At 72.4% G+C, this 25,672-nt stretch carries 16 protein-coding genes and 1 pseudogene; 4 read left to right on the forward strand and 13 right to left on the reverse strand.

Features of this window, described 5'->3' with window-relative positions; genetic code table 11:
- From IE97_RS0132555 to IE97_RS0132575, 5 genes and pseudogenes are all read right to left on the reverse strand, one after another.
- Positions 1 to 260, reverse strand: a pseudogene (locus tag IE97_RS0132555) (aspartate aminotransferase family protein); the annotation flags it as partial.
- A 276-nt stretch (positions 261 to 536) separates the two neighbouring features.
- Positions 537 to 3,068 (reverse strand): aminopeptidase N, encoded by a 2,532-nt coding sequence (pepN, locus tag IE97_RS0132560; protein ID WP_030248567.1) that lies wholly within the window; start codon positions 3,066 to 3,068, stop codon positions 537 to 539.
- A gap of 67 nt (positions 3,069 to 3,135) precedes the next feature.
- Entirely contained in the window at positions 3,136 to 3,687 is a 552-nt protein-coding gene (locus IE97_RS0132565; RefSeq protein WP_030248570.1) for a response regulator, read from the reverse strand.
- A 170-nt stretch (positions 3,688 to 3,857) separates the two neighbouring features.
- On the reverse strand, positions 3,858 to 4,208 hold the full coding sequence (locus IE97_RS0132570; RefSeq protein WP_030248572.1) for a chorismate mutase: 351 nt from the start codon (positions 4,206 to 4,208) through the stop codon (positions 3,858 to 3,860).
- A 45-nt stretch (positions 4,209 to 4,253) separates the two neighbouring features.
- Positions 4,254 to 4,706, reverse strand: a complete 453-nt coding sequence (locus IE97_RS0132575) for a GNAT family N-acetyltransferase (protein ID WP_030248575.1) — start codon at positions 4,704 to 4,706, stop codon at positions 4,254 to 4,256.
- 122 nt (positions 4,707 to 4,828) lie between these two features.
- Here IE97_RS0132575 and IE97_RS0132580 point away from each other — a divergent pair, with 122 nt between their 5' ends.
- Complete coding sequence (locus IE97_RS0132580; protein ID WP_030248578.1) at positions 4,829 to 5,716, forward strand: hypothetical protein; 888 nt, start codon at positions 4,829 to 4,831, stop codon at positions 5,714 to 5,716.
- Between the two features lie 13 nt (positions 5,717 to 5,729).
- Here the strand turns inward: IE97_RS0132580 and IE97_RS0132585 are convergent, their stop codons facing one another.
- The 3 genes from IE97_RS0132585 to IE97_RS0132595 form a co-directional block, all read right to left on the reverse strand.
- Entirely contained in the window at positions 5,730 to 7,385 is a 1,656-nt protein-coding gene (locus IE97_RS0132585) for a cytochrome b (RefSeq protein ID WP_030248581.1), read from the reverse strand.
- 100 nt (positions 7,386 to 7,485) lie between these two features.
- Positions 7,486 to 8,220 carry a vWA domain-containing protein gene (locus IE97_RS0132590; protein ID WP_030248584.1) on the reverse strand — a complete coding sequence of 245 codons (735 nt, stop codon included), beginning with the start codon at positions 8,218 to 8,220 and terminating at the stop codon, positions 7,486 to 7,488.
- 13 nt (positions 8,221 to 8,233) lie between these two features.
- Positions 8,234 to 8,965 carry an ABC transporter ATP-binding protein gene (locus tag IE97_RS0132595; protein ID WP_030248587.1) on the reverse strand — a complete coding sequence of 244 codons (732 nt, stop codon included), beginning with the start codon at positions 8,963 to 8,965 and terminating at the stop codon, positions 8,234 to 8,236.
- Between the two features lie 136 nt (positions 8,966 to 9,101).
- Between IE97_RS0132595 and IE97_RS0132600 the strand changes: the two genes are divergently transcribed.
- The 3 genes from IE97_RS0132600 to IE97_RS0132610 are packed head-to-tail and all read left to right on the forward strand — an operon-like array spanning position 9,102 to position 16,151.
- Positions 9,102 to 12,437, forward strand: a complete 3,336-nt coding sequence (locus IE97_RS0132600) for an FtsX-like permease family protein (RefSeq protein ID WP_030248589.1) — start codon at positions 9,102 to 9,104, stop codon at positions 12,435 to 12,437.
- A gap of 1 nt (position 12,438) precedes the next feature.
- On the forward strand, positions 12,439 to 15,174 hold the full coding sequence (locus tag IE97_RS0132605) for a membrane protein (protein ID WP_030248592.1): 2,736 nt from the start codon (positions 12,439 to 12,441) through the stop codon (positions 15,172 to 15,174).
- Positions 15,171 to 16,151 carry an ABC transporter ATP-binding protein gene (locus tag IE97_RS0132610; RefSeq protein WP_030248594.1) on the forward strand — a complete coding sequence of 327 codons (981 nt, stop codon included), beginning with the start codon at positions 15,171 to 15,173 and terminating at the stop codon, positions 16,149 to 16,151. Before IE97_RS0132605 ends, IE97_RS0132610 begins: the two co-directional genes overlap by 4 nt.
- A 102-nt stretch (positions 16,152 to 16,253) precedes the next feature.
- On the opposite strand, the gene IE97_RS0132615 is transcribed toward IE97_RS0132610, so the two are convergent.
- From IE97_RS0132615 to IE97_RS0132635, 5 genes are all read right to left on the reverse strand, one after another.
- Positions 16,254 to 17,717 (reverse strand): glutamate synthase subunit beta, encoded by a 1,464-nt coding sequence (locus tag IE97_RS0132615; protein ID WP_030248596.1) that lies wholly within the window; start codon positions 17,715 to 17,717, stop codon positions 16,254 to 16,256.
- Complete coding sequence (gltB, locus tag IE97_RS0132620) at positions 17,710 to 22,308, reverse strand: glutamate synthase large subunit (protein ID WP_199807073.1); 4,599 nt, start codon at positions 22,306 to 22,308, stop codon at positions 17,710 to 17,712. The genes IE97_RS0132615 and gltB overlap by 8 nt, the downstream gene beginning before the upstream one ends.
- 379 nt (positions 22,309 to 22,687) lie before the next feature.
- A complete protein-coding gene (locus IE97_RS0132625; protein WP_030248602.1) occupies positions 22,688 to 23,419 on the reverse strand; it encodes a VIT1/CCC1 transporter family protein in 732 nt (243 codons plus the stop codon).
- A 332-nt stretch (positions 23,420 to 23,751) separates the two neighbouring features.
- Positions 23,752 to 24,726, reverse strand: a complete 975-nt coding sequence (lgt, locus tag IE97_RS0132630) for a prolipoprotein diacylglyceryl transferase (RefSeq protein WP_030248604.1) — start codon at positions 24,724 to 24,726, stop codon at positions 23,752 to 23,754.
- An 84-nt stretch (positions 24,727 to 24,810) separates the two neighbouring features.
- A complete protein-coding gene (locus IE97_RS0132635) occupies positions 24,811 to 25,611 on the reverse strand; it encodes a DsbA family protein (RefSeq protein ID WP_030248607.1) in 801 nt (266 codons plus the stop codon).
- Between the last annotated feature and the right edge of the window lie 61 nt (positions 25,612 to 25,672).

A 25,672-nucleotide genomic window follows, 5' to 3' on the forward strand; every position in this document is an offset into this window, starting at 1 on the left:
GCGCACAGGGGGTGGGCGGGGTCGGCGGCGTTCTCGGCGAACGCGTGGATCAGGGTGTGCAGGGCGTGCGGGTCGCCCTGGTCGGGCAGGGCCTCCCCCACCGTCTCCCGCATCCGCGCCGCGACGGCGTCCGGCCCGCCCGCGGGCAGTGGCCCGCCGCGTGCCCGGGCGCCGGTGTCCAGCGCGGTGAGCACGGTGTCGAGTAACGGCCGCAGGGCGTGCGGGCCTTGGGTGCCTGAGGCGAGGGGCGGCGTGCTCATGGACTGTCCTCCGGGGCGCTGGGGCGGCGCGCCCGAATAGCCCAACGACCGGATGCGGGAGGAGGTACTTCCGTACGGGGAGATCCTGCTGGAACTCCCCGTAGTGGGTTCCCGGTCTTGAAGTCGTCCGGGGGGTCCTCGGGGCCCGGACCGCGAAGGGGTGGGCCGGGTCGCCGGTCGGCCGCGGCGGCGACGGGGACGGGTGAGCCGGGTCGCCGGTCGGCCGCGTCGGCGACAGGTAGGAGCGGTCGCCTCCGTCGCCCAGGGTCGCCGGTCCTAGTTCTCCTTCCTGCCCTGCTGCACCCGCAATGCCCGTGCCAGGTCGTGGAGTTGGTCGGCGAGCGTGCGGCGTAGTGCCGGGGTCGGGGTGGCGTCGCGCAGGCATTCCTCGCCGAGGCGGAGGTTCTCGGCGTCGACGGCGTGGGTGGGGAAGGCGTCGCGGCCGACGGCCACGGCGATGGCGGGGCCGCGGCGGTCGGCGACGGGGACCGCGTCGGTGTAGTAGCGCGGTACGTACGCGCGTACCAGGTCGGCCTGTTCGGGCTGCCAGAAGCCCTGGGCGGTGGCGGTGAAGAGGTAGGTGGACAGGTCGTCGGAGCCGAACATCGACTGCCAGGCGCGGGCCTTGGCCTCCGGGTCGGGCAGGGCGGCCCGGCAGCGGGCGGCGCCTTCCTGGCCGGTGGCGCTCGGGTCGCGTTCCAGTTCTGCGGTGATGGCTGCCTCGTCGGTGGCGCCGAGGGCGGCGAGCCGGGCGAGGACGCGCCAGCGCAGCTCGGGGTCGAGTTCCGGGCCGCCGGGGACGGTGCCGTCGGCGAGCCAGGCGGCGATGGTGTCGGGGTGGGCCGCGACGTCGATGCGGTGGCGTACGGCGATCAGGCGCAGGCCGGGGTTGTCTCCGTCCTCGGTGCGGCGGATGAGGTCGCGGCACAGCTCGGAGAGGGTGGCGAGCGCGGCCGGCCGCTCCTCGGGTGTGACGTAGCGGTCGGCGATGTGGGTGGAGGCGAAGGCGAGCACGCCCTGGACGATGGCGAGGTCGGTCTCCAGCGGGAGATGGGTCCGGGCGGTCTCCAGGTAGGCGGCGGGTGGGAGTTCGCCGTCCCGGACGGCGTCACGCAGGGCGTTCCAGACGACGGCGCGGGTGAGGGGTTCGGGCAGGCCGGAGAGGTCCTTGCGGACGGTTTCGAAGGACTCCGGGTCGAAGCGGATCTTGGCGTAGCTGAGGTCGGCGTCGTTGAGGAGGAGCAGCGCGGGGCGCTTGCCGATGGGGTGGGCCGCGGTCTGCGGCAGGTCCAGGTCGAGGCGTTCGCGCAGGACGAGGTGTCCGCCGTCGTCGCCGAGGTCCCGGTCGTAGAGGCCGACGGCGATGTGGTGCGGGCGGTTTCCGGTGCGGTCGACGGTGAGGGTGCAGGTGCCGTGGTCGCCGGGGGTGATGTGCGGGGTGAGGGTGTCGACGCCGGTGGTGCGCAGCCAGGCGTCGGCCCAGGCGGGCACGTCGCGTTCGGTGGCGCCGGCGAGGGAGTCGATGAAGTCGGCGAGGGTGGCGTTGGCGAACTTGTGGCGGGCGAAGTGGGTGTTGATGCCGGTGAGGAAGTCCTCCTCGCCGAGCCAGGCGACCAGTTGGCGCAGGGCGCTGGCGCCCTTGGCGTAGGAGATGCCGTCGAAGTTCATGAGTGCGGCGGCGGTGTCGTCGACGGCTTCGGGGGCCACGGGGTGGGTGGAGGGGCGCTGGTCGGCGTCGTAGCCCCAGGCCTTGCGGTTGACGCCGAAGTCGGTCCAGGTGTCCGTGCCCCACTTCCTGGGGGGAGTCCCCCCAGACCCCCCGAGGGTGGCTTCGGTGAGGGTCTGGTAGCCCATGTACTCGGCGAAGGACTCGTTGAGCCAGATGTCGTCCCACCACTTGAGTGTGACGAGGTCGCCGAACCACATGTGGGCCATTTCGTGGGCGATGACCATGGCGCGGGTCTGCCGCTCGGTGTCGGTGACGGCGGAGCGGTAGACGAACTCGTCGCGGAAGGTGACCAGTCCGGGGTTCTCCATGGCGCCGGCGTTGAACTCGGGGACGAAGGCCTGGTCGTAGGAGTCGAACGGGTAGGGCTCGTCGAATTTCTCGTGGTAGCGGTCGAAGCAGGCGCGTGTGACGTCGAGGAGTTCGTCGGCGTCGTCGTCGAGGTAGGGGGCGAGGGAGCGGCGGCAGTGCAAGCCGAAGGGCAGGCCGCGGTGTTCGGTGCGTACCGAGTGCCAGGGGCCGGCGGCGACGGCGACGAGGTAGGTGGAGATCAGTGGGGTGGGGGCGGCTTTCCAGCGGCCGTCCCCGGTGTGCTCGGTGACGCCGTTGGCGAGGACGGTCCAGCTTTCGGGGGCCTTCACGGACAGTTCGAAGACGGCCTTCAGGTCGGGCTGGTCGAAGGCGGCGAAGACGCGCTGGACGTCGTCCATGAACAACTGGGTGTAGACGTAGGTTTCGCCGTCGGTGGGGTCGGTGAAGCGGTGCATGCCCTCGCCGGTGCGGGAGTAGCGCATCCGTGCGTGTACGCGCAGTTCGTGTTCGCCGGCGGTGAGGTTCTTCAGGGGCAGCCGGTTGTCGTCCAGGGTGGCCGGGTCCAGGGGTTGTCCGTCGAGGGTGACGGAGCGCAGTTCGGCCGGCCTGACCTCGACGAAGGTGTCCGCGTCCGCGCGGGCGCTGAACCGGATCAGAGTGCGGGAGTCGAAGGTCTCCTCACCGGTGGTCAGATCGAGTTCGATCGTGTACCGGTCGACGTCGAGGAGCTCTGCTCGGGTCTGCGCTTCGTCGCGCGTCAGTACGGACATGCAGGCCATGCTGCCTGATGGCACGTGCAGGGCACAGGGGCGGATCGGTTTGTGCCCGATGTCCGGTCTACGTACGGTCTTTTTCCAGTTCCCCGGCGTGCGCCCCCATGGGCCGCGGGGGTGGCACGCGTGCGTCGGGATGTGGCAGGGCGGGGCGCGCGGGGTGCGTGTCGGTCCCGTTGTGCTCCTGGACGACGGCGCGCAGGCGGCGCACCTCCCGCTCCAGGGCGAGGTGGCGCCGGTGCGTGTCGAAGAGGTAGCGGACCTTGGTGCGCAGGGCCCAGGGGTCCACGGGTTTCAGGACGAGGTCGGCGACGCCGAGGCCGAAGGCCGTCGTGGTCAGTTCGTGGTCGGCGCCGAATCCGGTGAGCAGGATCACCGGGATGTGCTGGGTCTGTTCGACGCGCCGCATGTAGCGCACGACCTCCAGGCCGCTGACGCCGGGCATGCGCACGTCGAGCAGGAGCAGGCCGACCTGGCCGCGGAGCACCTGCTTGAGTGCCTCGTCGCCGCTGGTGGCCCGGCTGAGCCGGTAGCCCAGCGGGGCCAGTGCGCTCTCCAGCGCGTACAGCGTGTCCTCGTGGTCGTCGACGATGAGGATCCTGGTATCCGACGGCATGGCCCGACGCCCCTCCCTCTTGGAGGTCCAGAGTAGTCCGGGACGCTGACGCGCAGTACTCGTCAGCTGACATGCTGTGTACAGCGCAGCATGCCCGGCGCGGGCCGTGGTGTCACGCCCCCGGGGGCCGCGCTGTCACGCCCCCCAGGGGAGATGGAGCTCGTGTGCCGTCAGTCGCGCCCGGCGGTGGTGCCGTTGAGTGCCTCGTCGGCGATGCGCTCGTGGTGGCGGATGACCTCGGCGACGATGAAGTTCAGGAACTTCTCGGCGAAGGCCGGGTCCAGTTTGGCGTTCTCGGCGAGTGCGCGCAGCCGGGCGATCTGGCGGGCCTCGCGGGCCGGGTCGGCGGGCGGCAGCTGGTGCTGGGCCTTGAGGTGGCCGACCTGCTGGGTGCACTTGAAGCGCTCGGCGAGCATGTGGACGACGGCGGCGTCGATGTTGTCGATGCTGGCGCGCAGCCGGGCGAGTTCCTCGCGGACGGCGGGGTCGGCGTCACCGGTGCCGGTGTAGCTGGTGGTCATGGCGGGTCAGCCTACGGGGAGGGCGCCTGGTGTCCGAGGGTCGTCTCACGAGTCGGCGGTGCTGAGCCGCTTGTGGAAGCAGACGTCCTCGTGGCCGCCGGGTACGCCCTGGACGCGGCCGCGTTCCCGGTAGCCGAGGCGCGGGTAGAAGCCGGGCGCCTGGAAGCTGTACGTGGAGACGATCATGTCGGTGCAGCCGCGCCGGGCGGCCTCGGTCTCCGCCGCGCGCATCAGCCGGCTTCCCCAGCCGGCGTGCCGCTGGTCCTCCCGCACCCAGAGCATGTCCACGGAGCAGAGGCTGCCCCAGGTCCAGGCGGTGAGTCCGCCGATCAGTTCGCCGGTGTCGTCGGTGACGCGGACGGAGAGGGGCGCGGTGGTGGCTCCGTCGGCGGCGACGGTGTTGAAGGCGGTCAGCTCCTCGTCGAGCCGCTTTTCCAGTTCGTCGTCCTGGCCGCCCACCCGGAGCCCGGCGGCGACGGAGCGTTGTTCGCTGGTCACGGCCTGGATTCTGCCCGGCGGCGGCGGGTGGCGGCGAACGGTTTTCGCCGCGGCGGCACGACCCCCTGGTGGACACACTTTCGTACAGTGGAAGCGGGTTCTGGGGCGTCCTGGGGGTAGGCGTGGCGAACGACGGTCCGGTCGAGCACGGCTACCCGCATCTGGAAACGGTGCGGGCCGCCATCACGGCGCTGTACAAGCGGCTGTCCTGCGACACGATCCAGACGTTCGCGACCAGTGTGCTCCCCGCCGACGTGGCGTTCTGCGACACCGACGATCTGTATCTGGGGGCGCAGCGGGTGGCGCACGAGCTGGTGCGGCACTACCGGCTGCCGGACGCCCGGCTGGTCGTGAGTTTCCGGGAGATGCGGCACGCGGCGAACGTCGAGCTCGCGGCCGGGCCGGAGTACTTCGTGGAGCTGAACGACCGGTTCCGCAGGCATCGGCGGGACATCGGGGCGGCCCTCGCCCACGAGGTGATGCATGTGTATCTGCACCGCCTGGACCTGTCGTTCCCGGGCGTGCGGGACAACGAGATCCTGACGGACACGGCGACGACGTACCTGGGCGCGGGCTGGCTGCTGCTGGACGCGTACCGGGAGGACGGGGCGTCGTCGCAGAAGCTGGGTTATCTGACGCCGGAGGAGTTCGGGTACGTCCTGGCCAAGCGCGCGTTGCTCTTCGGGGAGGACCCGTCGGTGTGGTTCACCAGCCCCCAGGCGTACACGGCGTACGGCAAGGGCATGACGCTGGCCCGCCGTGACGAGCAGGAGCCGCCGCTGACGGCGGCGGGATGGGCGGGGCGGCGCCGGTACGCCCGGGACCGGCGGCATGCACCGGCCGGGCCGCCGCAGCCGGGGGTGCGCTACCGGTTCTCTCCTGACGGGGGCGGCCGGTTGCAGGTGTCGTTTCCCTGTCCGACCTGTCATCAGCGGATCAGGGTGCCGGTGCGCGGGCGGGTCCGGGCGCGGTGTGGGCTGTGCCGGAGTGTGCTGGAGTGCGACACGTGAGCGGCTTCCGTGTTCAGTGCCGGTGATCGCCGCTGGTGATCTCCCGGTATTCCTCCGCCGTCGGCTTCTCGATCCGCGCGTCGGGCCCGAACATGGCCTTCGCCAGCCGGGCGCGCAGCCGCTCGGAGCGCTTGACCTTGCGGCGCACGCCGTGCGCGTCGACCACCGGCTCCATCTCGTACGGCGGTTTCTGCTCGTGCTGGGTGAGGGTGAACAGCTCGGCCTGCGAGAGGGGCTCGTGCGCCTCGGTGTACTCGCCGTTCGGCAGCCGTTTGACGGTGCCGGTCTCCCTGCCGTGCAGCACCTTGGCGCGGTCGCGGCGCTGGAGGCCCATGCAGATCTTCTTGGTGACGAGGAAGGCGACGACCGGCAGCACGAACACGCCGATCCGCACGAACCAGGTGATCACGTTGATGGACAGGTGCAGATGCGTGGCCACGATGTCGTTGCCGCCGCCGATGAGCAGTACCGCGTACAGGGTCAGCCAGGCGACGCCCAGGCCGGTGCGCACGGGCGCGTTGCGTGGCCGGTCCAGGATGTGGTGCTCGCGTTTGTCGCCGGTGATCCACGCCTCGATGAAGGGGTAGACGCCGATGGCGAGGAGGATCAGCGGGAACAGCGCGAAGGGGATGAACACGCCGAGCACCAGCGTGTGGCCCCAGAGGTTGATCTCCCATCCCGGCATCACCCGGATCAGGCCCTCGGAGAAGCCGAGGTACCAGTCGGGCTGGGCGCCGGTGGTGACCAGGTCGGGGCGGTAGGGGCCGAAGGCCCACACGGGGTTGATCTGGGCGAGTCCGCCCATCACCGTCAGGACACCGAAGACGAGGAAGAAGAACCCGCCGGCCTTGGCCATGTAGACCGGCAGGAACGGCATCCCCACGACGGACCGTTCCTTGCGTCCGGGGCCCGGGAACTGGGTGTGCTTGTGGTGGAAGACCAGGATCAGGTGGGCGGTCACCAGGGCCAGCATGAGCCCGGGCAGCAGCAGGATGTGGACGGGGTACAGCCGCGAGACGATGTCCTCGCCCGGGAACTCCCCGCCGAAGAGGAAGAACGACAGGTACGTCCCGACGATCGGGATCGACAGGATCGCGCCCTGGGCGAAGCGGATGCCGGTGCCGGACAGCAGGTCGTCGGGGAGGGAGTAGCCGGTCAGGCCGGTGATGATGCCGAGCATCAGCAGGCTCCAGCCGAACACCCAGTTGAGTTCGCGCGGCTTGCGGAAGGCGCCCGTGAAGAACACCCGCATCATGTGCACCAGCATGCCGGTGATGAAGACGAGCGCCGCCCAGTGGTGGATCTGCCGGATCAGCAGCCCGCCGCGCACGTCGAAGCTGATGTCCAGCGTGGACTCGAACGCCCTGGACATGAGCACGCCGTTGAGCTCCGTGTAGGAGCCGTCGTAGACGACCTCCTGCATGCTCGGTTCGAAGAAGAGGGTGAGGTAGACGCCGGTGAGGATCAGGACGACGAAGCTGTAGAGGGTGACCTCGCCCAGCATGAACGACCAGTGGTCCGGGAAGACCTTGCGCATGTTGGCCCTGGCCAGCGCGTAGAGCCCCAGCCGTCCGTCCGCCCAGTCGGCGAGCTTCTCGCCCTTGCCGGCAGGTGGTGCCCTGTGGGCGGAATCCGTCCCGTACACCCGGCGTGCGCCGTCGTCGCCCATACGTCGTCGCCTCCCCGTGGGATCCTTCCCAGCGTGGCACGGCGCGGCGATGGCGCAAACGGGGCGGCGGGGCGGTTGGACCAGGGGGGCGAGAAGCGGCTCAGCGGTCTCCGGGGGCCCGCACGATTCCCTGGGTCCGGGCGGCCGCCAGCCACTGCGGGAACTCCCCCACCAGCCGGTCGTACAGTTCCTCGTCGGGCACCTTCCGCGGATCCTCACCCGCGTGGAAGAACCCGGCGTTGTCGACGATCCGCTTCTCCGGTACGGCCAGCTCGTCGAGCCTCCGCAGGAAGTCGAACTGCTTGCTGCCCGGGTCGCCGAAGCCGATGAACTGCCAGAACAGGGGCAGCTTCGCGGCCTTGCACAGGTACCGTTCCGCGGCGAGTCTGCTGATGGGGCCGCCGTCGGTCTGGAAGACGACCAGGGCGGGATCCCGGGACCCGCTGTCCAGGTAGTGGTCGATGACGGCGTCCATCGCCAGGTGGTAGCTGGTCTTGCCCATGTGCCCGAGCCCGGCCACGATCCGCTCGATCCGCCCCTGGTGACCGGCCAGGGCGATCTCGGTCTCGGCGTCGACGCCGGTGGAGAAGAACACGACCGGCACGGTGCCGTCGTCGTCCAGGTGCGCCGACAGCCCGAGCACCCGGTCGGCCAGCGCCTGCACGCTGCCGTCCTTGTAGTACGGCCGCATCGAGCCGGAGTGGTCTACCACGAGGTAGACAGCGGCGCGCAGCCCGTTCAGGCCGTGCTTCTCGAGGGACACGCCGGCGCTCTTGTAGAGGTTCACCAGCGCGGGTGCCGTCTCCTGGACCTTGCTCAGACTGATCGCGGCCATGGCCGACAGCCTCTCACTCCTCGACGACCACCCCGTCGCTCAGTTCCAGCACCCGGTCGGCCAGGCCGAGGAGTTGGGGGTCGTGGGTGGCGACGAGGGCCGTGACGCCCTCGCTGCGGACCACGGCCCGCAGCAGGTCCATCACCGCCAGGCCGGTGGCGGCGTCCAGCTGGCCCGTCGGCTCGTCGGCGAGCAGCAGGGCCGGGCGGTTGGCGAGGGCCCGGGCGATGGCGACCCGCTGCTGCTGCCCGCCGGACAGTTCGGCGGGCCGCTGCGCCTCGTGGCCGGCGAGGCCGACCAGGGCCAGCAGCAGCGCCACCCGCTCCTCGCGTGCACGCGGCTCGGCCCGGCGCAGCCGCAGCGGCACGCCCACGTTCTCGGCGGCCGTGAGGATGGGGATGAGCCCGAAGGACTGGAAGACGAAGCCGATCCGGTCGCGGCGCAGTTCCAGCAGTTCGCTCTCGCCGAGCGTCGACAGGTCGGTGCCGTCGACGACGACACGGCCGGTCCGCGGCGAGTCGAGGCCGCCGATCATGTGCAGCAGCGTCGTCTTGCCGGAACCGGAGCGGCCCTTGAGGGCGACCAGTTCACCGCGCCGGACGGTGAAGGAGGCCCCGCGCAGCGCGTGCACGGCCCCGGCGCCCGTGCCGTAGGAGTGGTGGACGGCCTCCACCCTCAGCATCGGCTCGCCGGACGCGTCGCCGGCGAGGGCCGCACCGGGCCCCGGGCTGGTGTTCTCGGTCATCACCGCATCCCATACGGAACCGGTCCGGAAGGTCAAGAGCCGAACAACCGAGGTTCGAACTCATGTGCCGGGCCGGTAACTCCGTGATATGCATGCCGGGTTGGGGACGTGGCTCGGCCGACGGGGTGGGGAAAGAGTGACGGGCTTACTGCTGCTGCGCGCACGCGCGCACCGGCTGCTGCTCACCGCCGCCCTGCTCGCCGTACTGCTGACCACCTCGGTGCTCGCCACCCTCGCGGCCTTCTCCGGTTCCGTCGGGGACGCGGCGCTGCGCGGCACCCTGAGGGGCCGGGCCGCGGTCTCCGCCTCCCTGCTCGTCGAGGCGGACGTCGCCCGGGAGGGGCGGGACGCGGCGCAGCGGGCCGTGTCGCGTGGGGCGCGGGAGGCGTTCGGCGGGCTGCCGGTGACCGTGCGGAGGCTGGAGCGGTCCGGGCCGTACGCGCTGCCCCGTTCCCTCCAGGACGCCGACGCCCGGGCCGGGCAGCCCGACCTCACGCACCTGGCCGCCCTCGACCGGTCACGGATCAGGATGGTCTCGGGCAGCCTGCCGGGTCCGGCCCCGGCGGACCGTACCGCCGCCGTGCCCGTCGCCCTGCCCGAGGCGGCCGCCGGCCGGCTGGGGCTGCGGCCCGGAGCGCGCCTCGCGCTCACCGACCGGCTGGGCGGCAGGTCGCTCCAGGTGCGGGTGACCGGCGTGTACCGGGCGGCCGACAGCTCCGATCCCTACTGGCAGGCGGACGCCCTCGGCGGCCAGGGCGTGCGTACCGTCGTCTTCACCACGTACGGGCCGCTGCTGGCCGACGCGTCGGTGCTCGCCTCCGGCCGTACCTCCGAGGACGGCACCGGCTGGGTGGCGACCGCCGACTACCGGACCCTGACCACCGACGGCATCGGCGGACTCCGCGCGGCGGCGGCACGCGCGGCCGATGCGCTGCGCGAGGCCCCGGAACTCGGGGGCGACGCGGAGGTGCGCACCGGGCTGCCCGACGTGCTCGACCGGACCGAACGGGCCCTGCTGGTGTCCCGGTCCACCCTGCTGATCGTCTCCGTGCAGCTGGTGCTGCTCGCCGGGTACGCGCTGCTGCTGGTGGCCCGGCTGCTGGACAGCGAGCGGGCGGGCGAGACCGAACTGCTGCGGGCCAGGGGCGGCTCGCGCGGCCGGATCGCGGGGCTGGCCGCGCTGGAGGCGCTGCTGCTGGCCGTACCGGCCGCCGTCTGTGCCGCGCTGCTGTCCGGCCCGCTGGCCCGGCTGCTGGCCCGGTGGTCCTCGCTCGACCGGATCGGACTGCGGCTCGACACCGCCCCGGCGCTCCAGGTCTGGCTGGTCGCGGGCGGGGTGGCGGTGGGCTGCGCGGCGGCGGTGGTCGCGCCCGCGCTGACGGCGACGGCGCGCACGCCCGTGCGGCTACGGCGAGTCCGGGCCGCGGCATCGGCCGCGCCCGTGCGAGCCGGAGCCGATGTGGCGCTGCTGCTGATCGCGGGCGTGGCGTACTGGCAGCTCGACCGGCAGACCGACGCGACCGGCGGCGGGGTGCTCAGCCGGGACCGGGCCGGCCGGCTGGGCATCGATCCGCTGCTGGTCGCGGCGCCCGCGCTGGCGCTGCTGGCGGGCACGGTCCTGACGCTGCGTCTGCTGCCACTGGCGGCCCGGCTCGCGGAGCGGCGGTCCGCGAGGGGGCGCGGGCTGCCGGCGGCGCTGGCCGGATGGCAGTTCAGCCGGCGCCCGCTGCGCGGGGCGGGTCCGGTGCTGCTGCTGGTCATCGCCGTGGCGACCGGGATGCTGGCGATCGGGCACGGCGCGTCCTGGGACCGGTCGCAGGACGACCAGGCCGACTTCCGGACGGGCGCGTCGGTCCGGGTCCTCGACCACCGGCCCGGCAGCCCCGGGCAGACCGGTCTCTACGCGAGGCTGCCCGGGGCCCGGGACGCCGCTCCCGCGCACCGTGCCGCCCTGGGCCTGTCCGGCGGCCGGCAGGCGACGGTCCTCGCCCTGGACACGGCCCGCGTCGGGGACGGGATGCGGATGCGCGGCGATCTCGCCGACGAGCCCCCGGCGGAGCTGCTGCGGGCACTGGTGCCACCCGCGCGGGACGGGGACCGTGCCGTGCGGCTTCCCGAGGACACGCGGCGGCTCGTCCTCGACGTGCGGATCACGGACGAGCGGGCCGGGTCGGGGCGCTCGCCCTCCGGCCGCGCGCCCGCGCTCACGGCGGTCGTCGAGGACCGGTACGGCATCGCGTACCGCCTGGGCGCCGGGAACGTCCCGGTGGACGGCCGGGTCCACCGGCTCACGCTCGACCTGGACGTGACGGCGACGGGCCGGCGCGCCGCCCCGGCCGGGCCGTTGCGGCTGACCGGCCTGCAGCTCGACGACGCCTCTCCCACCGGCCGCGCCGAACACCACCGGTTCACCGTCGAACGGCTGCGGGCCGGCGGCCGTGACGGTTCCGCGCGGACCGTGCCGGTGCCCGCCGGGACGCGGTGGCAGGGCGGCCGGACCGTGACGATGAACGGCGAGATCGTCGCCCGTGGGTCCGCGCGACCCGCCGCGTCGGGGTCCGCGCCGCTGGCCGTGTCGTACGGCACCGGCTCCGACGCCGACGAAGGATACGGACCGGCTCAGATCTACACCGTCCGCGTCGACACCGCCGGGGCCGAGGCGCCGCGGACCCTCAACGCCGTCGCCACCCGGGACTTCCTGCGGGCGGCGGGGGCCGAGCCGGGTGACACCGTCGACGTACCGCTGTCCGGGGAGCAGCTGCGGGTGCGGATCGTGCGGACGGCCGAGGAACTGCCGACCACCGCCACCGATCCGGCCGGTGAGACCGCGGCCGGTGGAGCGCTGCTGCTCGACCTGCGGGCCGTCGACGCCGTGCTGGCCCAGCGGGGCAGCGCGCCGCTCGCTCCCACCGAGTGGTGGGTGGACGCCTCCCCCCGCGAGGCCGCCGAGATCGCCGCCGCGCTGCGGGCGCGCCCCGACCTCGAGCCGCAGCAGGTGCTGGTGCGGGACGAGACCGCGGCCGAGCTGCTGCGGGACCCGCTCGGCGCCGGGCCGCGCTCGGCGCTGACGGCGGTGGCCGCGGCCGCCGCGGCCCTCGCCGCCGGGGGCTTCGCGGTGGCCGCCGCCGGCGCGCGGCGGGAGCGGTCAGCGGAGTTCGCGGTGCTGCGTGCCCTGGGCACACCCCGCCGGGCTCTCGCCCGCCTGGTGGCGACCGAGCAGAGTCTGCTGATCGGGGTCGGTCTGCTCGCCGGCCTCGGCCTCGGCGCGCTGCTGACCCGGGCCGTCGTCCCGCTGATCGTGCTGACCTCCGGTGCCGCACGGCCGGACCCGCCCGTGCTCGTCGAACTGCCGGTGTCCCGGGTGGTCCTGCTCCTCGTGGGGGTGGCCGCCCCGCTGCTGCTGATCACCGCCGCGTCGGCGCTGCGCCGGGCCGAACCGGCGGTCGCGCTCCGCCATCAGGGGGAGGACTGACATGCCGCGGAACACGCGGGGCGCGCCCTGGGTGCGGACCCGGCTGCGGACCGCGCCCTGGTCCGCCGTCGCCTTCGGGGTGCTGGTCCTGGTCACGGCGTTTCTCGCGGCGGTCCTGCCCCGGGCCGTCGAGGCGTACGAGACGGACGGGCTGCGCGAGGCCGTCGCCACCGCCGCGCCCGGCTCCACCGTTCTGGAACTGCGGGCGCCGCAGCCCGGTCTCGAACGGCCGGACGAGGCCCGCGCGGACGAGGTCCGGCCGGAGGCGCTCGCAGTGGTCGACCGCGCGGCGCGGGCGCTGCTGCCGGAGCCGCTGCGGGCGGACCCGGCCGAGTCGGCGTACGGGCTGCGGACCGGGAAGAGCCTGGAGGGACTGGACGCGTCGCTGCCCCGGCCCGACGGGCTGCCGCCCCGGTTCACCCTGTTCGCGCAGTCGGGGGCGGCCGGGCACGCCACGGTGCGGGAGGGCCGGCTGCCCGCCGCCGGTGCCTCGGTGACCGAGGGCACCAGGGTGGTCGAGGGCGCGGTGACCGCTGAGACCGCCCGCACCCTGCGGCTGCGGGCCGGGTCCACGCTCACCCTGGCCGGCTTCCCGGACGGCCCGCTGACCGTGCGGATCACCGGTGTCCTCGAACCCCGGCATCCGCAGCGGAGTTACTGGTCCGCTGAGCCTGTGCTGCGCACCCCGGCCCTGTCGAGCGACAACGCCCGCCCGCCGCGCTACTACTGGGAGGCGGGCGTCCTGCTGGCGCCCGGGGCCGCCCCGGCGCTGCTCGGCGGCCAGGGCGAGCCGGAGAAGTACTGGCGGTTCGCGCCCGCGACGGGGCGGCTCACCGCGGCGGACGCCTCGGCGCTCGTCGACGCGGTCGCCTCCCTCGAGGACGGGCCGGGGCTGGTGCGGATGCGCGGGGCCGCCGGTCCGACGGCTCAGCTGTCCACCGGCCTGGAGGAGGTCGTCGGCGCCTACACCGAGACCCGTGAGGCGATCACGCCGGTGGTCGCCGTCGCGGCCTTCGGGATCGCCGCGGTCGCCGTGATCGTCCTGGTCATGAGCGGTGGTCTGGCCGCCGCCCGCCGCGACGCCGAACTCGCCCTGCTGCGGGCCCGGGGCGCCTCCCTGGGCGGCGTCGCCGGGCGGCTGCTGGCCGAGAGCGCGGTGCCGGCGGTGCCCGCCGCGGCCGGCGGTCTGCTGCTCGCCGTGCTCGTCGTGGACGGGGCCCGGCCGCTGCCCTCCGTGCTCGGGGCGAGTGCCGTGGCACTGCTCGCGTGTGCCGCGCTGCCGGTGCGCGCGGTGGTGGCGCATCGCCGGCCGCGGGCGCACCAGGAGCGCGACGACCTCGCCCACGCCCGGCCCGGCGGGCGCCGCACGGTCGCCGAACTCACCTTGCTGGTGCTGGCCGCCGGCTCGGTGACGGCGCTGCGCCGCCGCGGTACGGACGGTGCGGGCGATCTGCTGGTGAGCGCCGCCCCGGTGCTCGTCGGGCTGGTCGCCGCGCTGCTCCTCGTACGGCTGTACCCGCTGCCCCTGCGGTGGGCCGCCGGCCCGGCCGGACGACTGCGCGGCGTGGTGGGTTTCCTGTCGCTGGCCCGCGCGGGCCGCTCACCGGCGGCGGTCGCCACGCTCCCGCTGCTCGCCCTGCTGACGGCCCTGACGACGGCCGCGTTCGGTGGGTCCGTGCTGACGGGCGTGGCGGACGCCCGGGACCGGGCCGCGCTGCTGGAGACGGGCGCGGACGCGCGGATCGACACGGCCGACGGCGCCCCGCTCCCCGCCGGCTTGGCGCGGGCGGTACGGGATGTGGCGGGCGTACGGCAGGTCACGGCGGTGGGAGTCGGGTTCGCTTCGGAGCGCGCGCCCGACGACACGCCGTCGCTGATGGTGGTCGGGGTCGAGCCGGACACCTATGCGGGGCTGGCCCGGCGGACGGGACTCGGGGGGTTCGCGGCCGAGCGGCTGAGGGCCGGGGGCGGAGTGCTGGGCGCTGTCGCCTCCCCCGAGGTCGCCGAGCGGCTCGGGCGGGCGCCACGAAGGATCTGGACGGACGGCGGCGCGGTCACGGTGCGGATCACCGCCGTGCGCCCGGCCACTCCGGCCGTCCCCGAGGGTGAGTTCCTGCTGGTCGACGCGGCGGGCCTGAGCGGGTTCGGCGGTCCTGCGCGCCTGCTGGCGGCCGGTGCCGCGATCGACGCGAAGGCGCTGCGGGCGGCCGTGCGCGGCGCCGGATCGAACCTCTCGGTGACCCTGCGCGCCGAGGAACGCGCGGCGCTGGCCGACTCACCGTTGCAGGCCGGCGCCGAACGGATCTACGTCTGGGCCGTCGCCGCCGGCGCGGGGTACGCCCTGCTCGCCCTGATGCTCGGCATGCTGCGGTCCGCGCCGGAACGAGCCGCGATGCTGGCCCGGCTGCGCACCCTGGGCCTGACGACCCGCCAGGGACGTCACCTGCTCGGTCTGGAGGCGCTGCCGCCGGCGCTGCTCGCGGCCGGCGGGGGCCTGGCCGCCGGCTGGGCCACGGTAGGGCTGCTCGCTCCCGGCATCGACCTGGACCGGCTCGCCCTCGCCGGCGCGTCCGGCGTCACGGGGCCGCAGGGGGCCGTACTACGGGCCGACGTCTGGTCGCTGTCCCTGCCCGCCGCGTGCGCGGTGCTGCTGGCGGGGGCGGTGGCGGTCGCACAGGCCTGGTGGGCGGGACGCCGGACACCGATCACTCACCTCAGAGCGGGAGACATGCGATGAGCGGTACGACGGAGTCGCTCGCGGAGCTGGAGCGGCGGGCGGCGCGGCACCGCGACCGGCCGGCGTACGGGCACGACGCCCTGATCGCCTGCGACCGGCTGGTGCGGATCTTCGCCAAGCGCGGCGGCGGGGACGCCGTGGAGGTGCAGGCGCTCCAGGGGCTCGATCTCCTGGTCCAGCAGGGCGAGTTGATGGCCCTGGTGGGGGCGTCCGGCAGCGGCAAGTCGACGTTGATGAACATCCTCGCGGGCCTGGACGTCCCGACCGCGGGCGCCGCGAAGGTGGCGGGCCACGATCTGCTGACGATGGACGCGAAGGCCCGGCTGCGGTACCGGCGTGAGGTGGTCGGCTTCGTCTGGCAGCAGACGGCACGCAATCTGCTGCCGTATCTGACGGCGGCGCAGAACGTCGCCCTGCCCCTGCAGCTGGCGGGCCGCTCGCGGCGGAAACGGGCCGGACGGGCGGACGAACTGCTGGACCTGCTCGGTGTCGCCGACTGCCGGGACCGGCGTCCGCAGGCGATGTCCGGCGGTCAGCAGCAGCGCGTGGCGATCGCCGTCGCCCTGGCCAACTCCCCCGCCGTCCTGCTCGCCGACGAGCCGACCGGCGAGCTGGACTCGGCGACCGGGCAGCAGGTCTTCGCCGCGTTCCGCCGGGCCAACGAGGAACTCGGTACGACGATCGTCATCGTCACCCATGACCAGGCGGTCGCCGGCGAGGTCCGCCGCACGGTCGCGATCCGCGACGGCCGCACCTCCACGGAGGTCCTGCGCCGCACCGAGGTCGACGAGACGGGCCAGGAGTCCCTGGTGGCCCGTGAGTACGCGATGCTCGACCGCGCCGGCCGCCTCCAGCTGCCGACCGAGTACACGACCGCCCTGGACATGCGGGACCGGGTACTGCTGGAACTGGAGGAGGACCACATCCAGGTGTGGCCGGACGGGAACGAGAACGGGACCGGGACCGGGACCGGCTGAGGACATGCGACAGCGCCTGCCCGGTCGTCCGGTCGGGGACTGTGGAGCAGGCGCTGTCAGTGTTCCGCACGCCTTTGTGCGGGACGTCTGTGGAGGTGCCGGTCAGACCATCAGCGCACGGTCCGTCGGCCGGATCGGCGCCGGCAGCTCGCTGGCACCCGTGAGGTGGCGGTCCACGCCGCGTGCCGCCGAACGGCCCTCGGCGATCGCCCAGACGATGAGCGACTGGCCGCGGCCGGCGTCACCCGCGACGAACACGCCCGGCACGTTGGTCTGGTAGTCGCCGTCGCGGGCGATGTTGCCGCGCTCGTCGAGCTCCAGGCCGAACTGGTCCACGAGGCCGTTGTCGCGGTCGGTGCCGGTGAAGCCCATGGCGAGGGTGACCAGCTGGGCGGGGATCTTGCGCTCGGTGCCCGGCTTCGGGGTCAGCTTGCCGTCGATGAACTCGACCTCGGTGAGGTGCAGCCACTGGACGTTGCCGTCCTCGTCGCCCTCGAAGTGGGTCGTCGAGACCGAGTAGACGCGCTCGCCGCCCTCCTCGTGGGCCGAGGTGACCTTGTACAGCATGGGGAAGGTCGGCCACGGCTGGTTGACCGGGTGCCGCTCGTCGTTCGGGCGGGGCATGATCTCCAGCTGCGTGACGGAGGCCGCGCCCTGGCGGTGGGCGGTGCCCACGCAGTCCGCGCCGGTGTCGCCGCCGCCGATGACCACGACGTGCTTGCCCTCGGCCGAGATCGGGGGCGCCACGAAGTCGCCCTCCTGCACCTTGTTGGACAGGGGCAGGTACTCCATGGCCTGGTAGATGCCCTTGAGCTCGCGGCCGGGCACCGGCAGGTCACGGGCCGTGGTGGCGCCGACGGCCAGGACGACCGCGTCGTAGCGCTTCTTCAGGTCCGTGGCCTTGAGGTCGCGGCCGATCTCGATGCCCGTGCGGAAGCGGGTGCCCTCCGCGCGCATCTGCTCGATACGGCGGTTGATGTGCCGCTTCTCCATCTTGAACTCGGGGATGCCGTAGCGGAGGAGGCCTCCGATGCGGTCCGCGCGCTCGTAGACGGCGACGGTGTGGCCGGCGCGGGTCAGCTGCTGGGCGGCGGCGAGGCCCGCCGGGCCCGAGCCGACGACCGCGACGGTCTTGCCGGACAGGCGCTCCGGGATCTGCGGGGCGACGTCCCCGGTCTCCCACGCCTTGTCGATGATCGAGACCTCGACGTTCTTGATGGTGACCGGCGGCTGGTTGATGCCGAGCACACACGCCGACTCACACGGGGCGGGGCACAGCCGGCCCGTGAACTCCGGGAAGTTGTTCGTCGCGTGCAGACGCTCCGAGGCGGCGGCCCAGTCCTCGCGGTAGGCGTAGTCGTTCCACTCGGGGATCAGGTTCCCGAGCGGGCAGCCGTTGTGGCAGAACGGGATGCCGCAGTCCATGCAGCGGCTGGCCTGCTTGCTGATGATCGGCAGCAGGGAGCCGGGGACGTAGACCTCGTTCCAGTCCTTGACGCGCTCCTCGACGGGGCGGGACTTGGCGACCTCGCGCCCGTGGTTCAGGAAGCCCTTCGGGTCAGCCATTGATCGCCGCCTCCATCATCTTCTCGTGGGTCTCGGTCTCGGACAGACCGGCTCGCTCGGCGGCGTCCTTGGCGGCGAGCACTGCCTTGTACGTGCTGGGGATGATCTTGCTGAAGCGCTCGACGGCGGTGTCCCACTCGGCCAGGAGCTTCTCGGCGACGGTGGAGCCCGTCTCCTCCTGGTGGCGGCGGACCACGTCGTGCAGCCACTGCTTGTCGGTGTCGTCCAGCGCCTCGACGGCGTCCAGGTTGCCGGCGTTGACGTTGTCCCGGTCGAGGTCGATGACGTACGCGATACCGCCGGACATGCCGGCCGCGAAGTTGCGGCCGGTCTCGCCGAGCACCACCGCGTGACCACCGGTCATGTACTCGCAGCCGTGGTCGCCCACGCCCTCGGAGACGACCGTCGCGCCGGAGTTGCGGACGCAGAACCGCTCACCGGTCTTGCCGCGCAGGAACATCTCGCCGCCGGTGGCGCCGTAGCCGATGGTGTTGCCGGCGATGACGCTGTACTCGGCGAGGTGGTCGGCCGCGCGGTCCGGGCGGACCACGATCCGGCCGCCGGACAGGCCCTTGCCGACGTAGTCGTTGGCGTCGCCCTCCAGGCGCAGCGTGACACCGCGCGGCACGAACGCGCCGAAGGACTGGCCGGCGGAGCCGGTGAAGGTGATGTCGATGGTGTCGTCGGGCAGGCCCGCGCCACCGAACTTCTTGGTCACCTCGTGGCCGAGCATGGTGCCGACCGTGCGGTTGATGTTGCGGATCTGCACCTGGGCGCGGACCGGCTGGGCCTCGGTGGCGTCCGTGGCGGCGAGGGCGTCGGCGGCGAGCTTGATCAGCTCGTTGTCGAGCGCCTTCTCCAGGCCGTGGTCCTGCGCGATGAGCTGGTGGCGCACCGCGCCCTCGGGCAGCTCGGGCACGTGGAACAGCGGCTCCAGGTCCAGGCCCTGTGCCTTCCAGTGGTCGACCGCGCGGGTGACGTCGAGGGCCTCGGCGTGGCCGACGGCCTCCTCGATGGAGCGGAAGCCCAGCTCGGCGAGGATCTCGCGGACCTCTTCGGCGATGTACTGGAAGAAGTTCACGACGTACTCGGCCTTGCCGGTGTACCGCTCGCGCAGGGTCGGGTTCTGCGTGGCGATGCCGACCGGGCAGGTGTCCAGGTGGCAGACGCGCATCATGACGCAGCCGGAGACGACGAGCGGCGCGGTCGCGAAACCGAACTCCTCGGCGCCGAGGAGCGCGGCGATGACGACGTCACGGCCGGTCTTCAGCTGGCCGTCGGTCTGGACCACGATCCGGTCGCGCAGGCCGTTGAGCAGCAGGGTCTGCTGGGTCTCGGCGAGGCCGAGCTCCCAGGGACCGCCGGCGTGCTTGAGCGAGGTGAGCGGCGAGGCACCCGTACCGCCGTCGTGGCCGGAGATGAGCACGACGTCCGCGTGCGCCTTGGACACACCCGCGGCGACCGTGCCGACGCCGACCTCGGAGACCAGCTTCACGTGAATCCGCGCCTGCGGGTTCGCGTTCTTCAGGTCGTGGATCAGCTGGGCCAGGTCCTCGATGGAGTAGATGTCGTGGTGCGGCGGCGGGGAGATCAGGCCCACGCCCGGCGTCGAGTGACGCGTCTTGGCGACCCACGGGTAGACCTTGTGGCCGGGCAGCTGACCGCCCTCGCCGGGCTTGGCGCCCTGGGCCATCTTGATCTGGATGTCGTCGGAGTTGACCAGGTACTCGGAGGTCACACCGAAGCGGCCGGAGGCGACCTGCTTGATGGACGACCGGCGGGCCGGGTCGTACAGCCGCTCCGGGTCCTCGCCGCCCTCACCGGTGTTGGACTTGCCGCCCAGCTGGTTCATGGCGATGGCGAGGGTCTCGTGCGCCTCCTGCGAGATGGAGCCGTACGACATGGCGCCCGTGGAGAAGCGCTTGACGATCTCGGAGACCGGCTCGACCTCGTCGATGGAGATCGGCTTGCGGTCCGACTTGAAGCCGAACAGGCCGCGCAGCGTCATCAGGCGCTCGGACTGCTCGTTCACACGCTCGGTGTACTTCTTGAAGATGTCGTAGCGGCCGGAGCGCGTGGAGTGCTGGAGGCGGAAGACCGTCTCCGGGTCGAACAGGTGCGGCTCGCCCTCGCGGCGCCACTGGTACTCGCCGCCGATGTCCAGCGCGCGGTGCGCCGGGGCGATGCCGGAGGCCGGGTAGGCCTTGGCGTGGCGGGCGGCGACCTCCTTGGCGATGACGTCGATACCGACGCCGCCGATCTTGGTGGCGGTGCCGTTGAAGTACTTCTCGACGAAGGCCTCGTCGAGACCGACGGCCTCGAAGACCTGGGCGCCGCGGTAGGAGGCGACGGTCGAGATGCCCATCTTGGACATGACCTTCAGCACGCCCTTGCCGAGGGCGTAGATGAGGTTGCGGATGGCCTTCTCGGGCTCGACGCCGGGCAGGAAGGTGCCGGCGCTGACCAGGTCCTCGACGGACTCCATCGCCAGGTACGGGTTGACCGCGGCGGCGCCGTAGCCGATGAGCAGGGCGACGTGGTGGACCTCGCGGACGTCACCGGCCTCGACCAGCAGGCCCACCTGGGTGCGCTGCTTGGTGCGGATGAGGTGGTGGTGGACGGCCGCGGTGAGCAGCAGCGACGGGATCGGCGCGTGCTCGGCGTCCGAGTGGCGGTCCGACAGGACGATCAGCCGGGCGCCGTTCTCTATCGCGGCGTCGGCCTCGGCGCAGATCTCCTCGATGCGGGCGGCCAGCGCGTCACCGCCGCCGTGCACCCGGTACAGGCCGGACAGGGTCGCGGCCTTGAAGCCGGGCATGTCGCCGTCGGCGTTGATGTGGATGAGCTTGGCCAGCTCGTCGTTGTCGATGACCGGGAAGGGCAGCACGACGCTGCGGCAGGAGGCCGCGTTCGGGTCGAGCAGATTGCCCTGCGGGCCCAGCGCGGAACGCAGCGAGGTGACGAGCTCCTCGCGGATGGCGTCCAGCGGCGGGTTGGTGACCTGCGCGAACAGCTGGGTGAAGTAGTCGAAGAGCAGGCGCGGGCGGTCCGACAGCGCGGCGATCGGCGAGTCGGTGCCCATCGAGCCGATCGGCTCGGCACCGGCCTTGGCCATCGGCGCGAGGATGACGCGCAGCTCCTCCTCGGTGTAGCCGAAGGTCTGCTGGCGGCGGGTGACCGAGGCGTGGGTGTGGACGATGTGCTCGCGCTCGGGCAGGTCGCCCAGCTCGATCTCGCCGGCCTCCAGCCACTCCCCGTAGGGGTTCTCGGCGGCGAGCTCGGCCTTGATCTCGTCGTCCTCGATGATGCGGTGCTCGGCGGTGTCGACGAGGAACATGCGGCCGGGCTGGAGGCGGCCCTTGCGGACGACCTTGGAGGGGTCGATGTCCAGGACGCCGACCTCGGAGCCGAGGACGACCAGGCCGTCGTCGGTGACCCAGTAGCGGCCGGGGCGCAGTCCGTTGCGGTCGAGGACCGCGCCGACCTGGGTGCCGTCGGTGAAGGTGACACAGGCCGGGCCGTCCCAGGGCTCCATCATCGTGGAGTGGTACTGGTAGAAGGCGCGCCGGGCCGGGTCCATGGAGTCGTGGTTCTCCCACGCCTCGGGGATCATCATCAGCACGGAGTGCGGCAGCGAGCGGCCGCCCAGGTGCAGCAGCTCCAGGACCTCGTCGAAGGAGGCGGAGTCGGAGGCGTCCGGCGTGCAGACCGGGAAGATCCGCTCGATGGCCTTGTCGTCGGAGCCGAACAGGTCGGAGACCAGCTGCGACTCACGCGCCCGCATCCAGTTGCGGTTGCCCATGACCGTGTTGATCTCACCGTTGTGCGCGACGAAGCGGTACGGGTGGGCCAGCGGCCAGGACGGGAACGTGTTCGTCGAGAACCGGGAGTGCACGAGCGCGATCGCGGAGGCGAAGCGGCGGTCGGACAGGTCCGGGAAGAAGGGCTCCAGCTGGCCGGTGGTCAGCATGCCCTTGTAGACGATGGTCCGCGCCGACAGCGACGGGAAGTAGACGCCGGCCTCGCGCTCGGCGCGCTTGCGCAGCACGAAGGCCTTGCGGTCGAGGGCGATGCCCTCCGAAGTGCCGTCGCTGACGAAGATCTGGCGGAAGACCGGCATGGTCGACCGGGCGGTGGCACCCAGCAGCTGGGGCGCGACGGGCACCTCGCGCCAGCCGAGGACGGTGAGGCCCTCGTCGGCCGCGATCGTCTCGATCTGCGCGACGGCCTCAGCGGTGGCCTCCTCCGGCAGGAAGGCGATGCCGACGGCGTAGGCACCGGCCGCGGGCAGTTCGAATCCGGCCACGTCACGGAAGAAGGCGTCCGGGACCTGCGACAGGATTCCGGCGCCGTCGCCGGAGTCGGGCTCGGAGCCGGTGGCACCGCGGTGTTCCAGGTTGCGCAGGACGGTCAGAGCCTGCTCGACCAGGGTGTGGGACGCCTCGCCGGTGAGGGTGGCGACGAAGCCGACGCCACAGGCGTCGTGCTCGTTGCGGGGGTCGTACATACCCTGCGCAGCAGGGCGAGCATCCATGAACGACCAGTTCTGGCCATTCGCGGAGTGCTGGGACGGCTGGCGCGGCGTACGCATCGGCTCTCCCGTCGTCGTCAGGTGGCATATGCAAGTGCCGAGGGACGACGCTGGCCCTCGCGTGATCGCAAAATTTCGTGCAGGTTACATGATGGAGCGGTTCTCGGGAACCGGGATAATCCGTTCCAGCATGCGGACACCGCGGGTGTGCGGCAGGGGTTCCGCACCAGCAGTGGAGGCTGTAGGGGGGCCGCACGGAACGATCGGGTGAGATCGTCATTCGTCGGCCCGGGGGCGGGACGGGCGCCTTCGCCCACCCCGCTGAGTGCGCGGCGAGCCTCATTGCCCACAGCGCTTACGGCTCATGCCCGGTGGTCATGCATCTGAAACCAGCGAGTAACGGCTATTTATGCGGCCCATCGCATAAGCGCAAGCCGAGCTATCCTACGGCCGTCCCGAACAAGGTGCCCAGGGCGTACGTCACACCGGCCGCCGCACCTCCCAGGAACAGCTGCCGCAGCCCGCTGTACCACCAGGTCCGCGCCGTCACCCGGGCCACGACCGCACCGCACAGGAAGAGACCGAGCAGCGCCGAGAGCACGGCCGGCCAGAGGTTGCCGGCACCCAGCAGATACGGCAGTACGGGCACGAGTGCGCCCAGCGCGAAGGAGCCGAAGCTGGACACCGCGGCCACGGTGGGCGAGGGCAGATCGCCGGGGTCGATACCCAGCTCCTCCCGGGCGTGGATCTCGAGCGCCTGCTCGGGATCCTTCGAGAGCTGCCGGGCGACCTTGTCGGCCAGCTCCGGCTCGACCCCTCTCGCCCGGTAGAGCGCGGCGAGCTCGGCCTCCTCGTCCTTCGGGTGTTTGCGCAGCTCACGCCGCTCCACGTCCAGCTCGGCCTCGACGAGCTCGCGCTGCGAGGCTACGGAGGTGTACTCACCCGCGGCCATGGAGAAGGCGCCGGCGGCCAGGCCCGCGAGTCCGCTGAGCACGATGGTGTTCTGGCTGACCGACCCGCCGGCGACACCGGTCATGAGCGCGAGATTGGAGACGAGACCGTCCATCGCACCGAACACCGCGGGACGCAGCCAGCCGCCGTTCACGTCCCGGTGGGTGTGGTTGTCCCGGTGCGCCTCGTGCAGCGTCGCCTCGGTCTCGATGATGGCCATGAAAGATCCCCACTCCCCGCCGCCGGAACGACTCTTTGGACGAGTTCCAGTTTTTTACAACCCCCAAAGTACGTCGCGAATTCCGCTCCCGCCAGCAAGGAAAGGCTGGGCTAACCTGCGGTTTTGCCGTTTCGAATGATCACGCACGACCCCGCAGCCGCCGACGACGAAACAGCCCCACCGGAGACCAGGACCCTTCAGGTGACAGTCACGGACGGTGCGCGGGTGGGAGACACCGGGCCCGAAGGCGAAGCCGAGGCCGAAGGACCGACACACACAGAGGGCGCCCGGCGATCTCCGGGCGCCCTCTGACCATCACGTACGGCAGACCGTCAGGTCTTCTTCCCCGACCCGGCCTCGTTCTTGACCTCGCCCTCGGCGTCGCCGTCCTCGCCCCCGGTGTCGGCCGCGCTCTCGCTGTCCGCCGTGCTCCCGCTGTCCGCCGTGCTCTCGTCGTCGGCCTTGTCGTCCACCGCGGCTTCACCGCCGGAGGCAGCAGGCTCCACCACGGCCTCCCGGCCCGGCCGCTTCTTCGCCGACAGCACGAGGTAGGTGACCGCGAGCAGGAAGACGATGATCGCGGTCCACACGTTGAGCCGCAGCCCCAGGATGTGGTGGGCGTCGTCGACCCGCATGTACTCGATCCAGGCCCGGCCCGCACAGTACGAGGCGACGTACAGCGCGAACGCCCGGCCGTGCCCGAGCCGGAAGCGGCGGTCCGCCCAGATGACCAGCAGCGCGACGCCGATGCACCACAGCGACTCGTACAGGAACGTCGGGTGGTACGTGCCCGGCACCCGCCCGTCGGCGGAGGACGTGATCTCCAGGGCCCACGGCAGGTCGGTGGGCTTTCCGTACAGCTCCTGGTTGAACCAGTTGCCCCAGCGGCCGAGTGCCTGGGCGAGGGCGATGCCCGGCGCGACGGCGTCGGCGTACGCCGGCATCGGGATGCCCCGGCGCCGGCAGCCGATCCAGGCACCCAGCGCGCCGAGCGCGATCGCCCCCCAGATGCCGAGGCCGCCCTCCCAGATCTTGAAGGCGTCCACCCAGTCGCGGCCCTCGCTGAAGTACAGCTCGTAGTCCGTGATCACGTGGTAGAGCCGGCCGCCGACCAGGCCGAAGGGCACGGCCCAGACAGCGATGTCGGCCACCGTGCCGGCCCGCCCGCCACGGGCGATCCAGCGCCTGTTGCCGAGCCATACGGCTACGAAGACGCCGATGATGATGCAGAACGCGTAGCCGCGCAGCGGAATGGGGCCGAGGTACAGCACCCCGCGCGACGGGCTGGGAATGTAGGCAAGTTCCATGGCAAGGTCGACGCTACCGTGCCGGGCCGGGGCCGCGGCGGGCAGCCCGGCTACGGGTCCATAACAGGCGCGTGAGAAGGGGCCTTACCCCTTGTTCTGCTCCTCGTTCCGCTGTTTGTCCTTCTCCTGCACCATCTTCTTCAGCTTCGCCGGGGTCATCGTGCTGTCCTGGTAGATGTTCTCGCCGTCGAACAGCACGGTCGGCGTGCCCGAGAAGCCGCCCTTGTCGAAGGCCTGGTGCGACTTGTCGACCCAGCCGTTGTGCGTGCCCTTCTCCACACACTGGCGGAAGGCGGGGCTGTCCAGGCCGTCGACCTTGCCGGCCAGTTCGATCAGCTTGCCGGTGTCGGCGTAGGCGTCGTCGACCTCCGGGGGCTGGTTGTCGAAGAGCACGTCGTGGTACGCGGGGAACTTCCCCGCGTCCTGGGCGCAGGCCGCGGCGTTGGCCGCGTTGCGGGAGCCGGTACCGCGCATGTTGCCGTCGATGAGGGTGACCAGGTGGTACTCGACCTTGAGCTGTCCGGCTTCGGTCAGCTCGTGGATCACCGGCCGGTACGCCGTCTCGAAGGACTTGCAGGCCGGGCAGCGGAAGTCCTCCCACACCGTGAGCGTGGACCGGGCGCTGTCCTTGCCGACCGGGATGGCGAGGCCGTCCTTGCCCTGAGCTCCCGAGGGAGCCACGACCGGGCCCGACGCCTCGCTGTCGTCGTCCTTTCCGGCGTTGGCGGCGACGACGCCGATCACCGCCGCGAGCCCCAGGACGGCGACGACGGCCCCGCCCACGATCAGCGCGCGCCGGCGCTTCTCCGCGGACTTCTGCTTCTCGCGCTCGACCGCCAGCCGCTCCCGGGCGGTGCGCTTTCCCTCATGGTTCTTCTCGCTCACACCCCGGAAACGAACCGGGGAGGCGCACCGCGCCTCCCCGGCCCCAGGTCCACCCGTACGA

The organism is Streptomyces sp. NRRL S-455 (assembly GCF_000717875.1).
Lineage (GTDB): Bacteria > Actinomycetota > Actinomycetes > Streptomycetales > Streptomycetaceae > Streptomyces.

Excerpts from the sequence above, each read along its gene's own strand:
- pepN (WP_030248567.1), bottom strand. The coding sequence starts at position 3,068 with ATGTCCGTACTGACGCGCGACGAAGCGCAGACCCGAGCAGAGCTCCTC.
- IE97_RS0132565 (WP_030248570.1), bottom strand. The coding sequence starts at position 3,687 with ATGCCGTCGGATACCAGGATCCTCATCGTCGACGACCACGAGGACACG.
- IE97_RS0132570 (WP_030248572.1), bottom strand. The coding sequence starts at position 4,208 with ATGACCACCAGCTACACCGGCACCGGTGACGCCGACCCCGCCGTCCGC.
- IE97_RS0132585 (WP_030248581.1), bottom strand. The coding sequence starts at position 7,385 with ATGGGCGACGACGGCGCACGCCGGGTGTACGGGACGGATTCCGCCCAC.
- IE97_RS0132590 (WP_030248584.1), bottom strand. The coding sequence starts at position 8,220 with ATGGCCGCGATCAGTCTGAGCAAGGTCCAGGAGACGGCACCCGCGCTG.
- IE97_RS0132595 (WP_030248587.1), bottom strand. The coding sequence starts at position 8,965 with ATGACCGAGAACACCAGCCCGGGGCCCGGTGCGGCCCTCGCCGGCGAC.
- IE97_RS0132605 (WP_030248592.1), top strand. The coding sequence starts at position 12,439 with ATGCCGCGGAACACGCGGGGCGCGCCCTGGGTGCGGACCCGGCTGCGG.
- IE97_RS0132610 (WP_030248594.1), top strand. The coding sequence starts at position 15,171 with ATGAGCGGTACGACGGAGTCGCTCGCGGAGCTGGAGCGGCGGGCGGCG.
- IE97_RS0132615 (WP_030248596.1), bottom strand. The coding sequence starts at position 17,717 with ATGGCTGACCCGAAGGGCTTCCTGAACCACGGGCGCGAGGTCGCCAAG.
- gltB (WP_199807073.1), bottom strand. The coding sequence starts at position 22,308 with ATGCGTACGCCGCGCCAGCCGTCCCAGCACTCCGCGAATGGCCAGAAC.
- IE97_RS0132625 (WP_030248602.1), bottom strand. The coding sequence starts at position 23,419 with ATGGCCATCATCGAGACCGAGGCGACGCTGCACGAGGCGCACCGGGAC.
- lgt (WP_030248604.1), bottom strand. The coding sequence starts at position 24,726 with ATGGAACTTGCCTACATTCCCAGCCCGTCGCGCGGGGTGCTGTACCTC.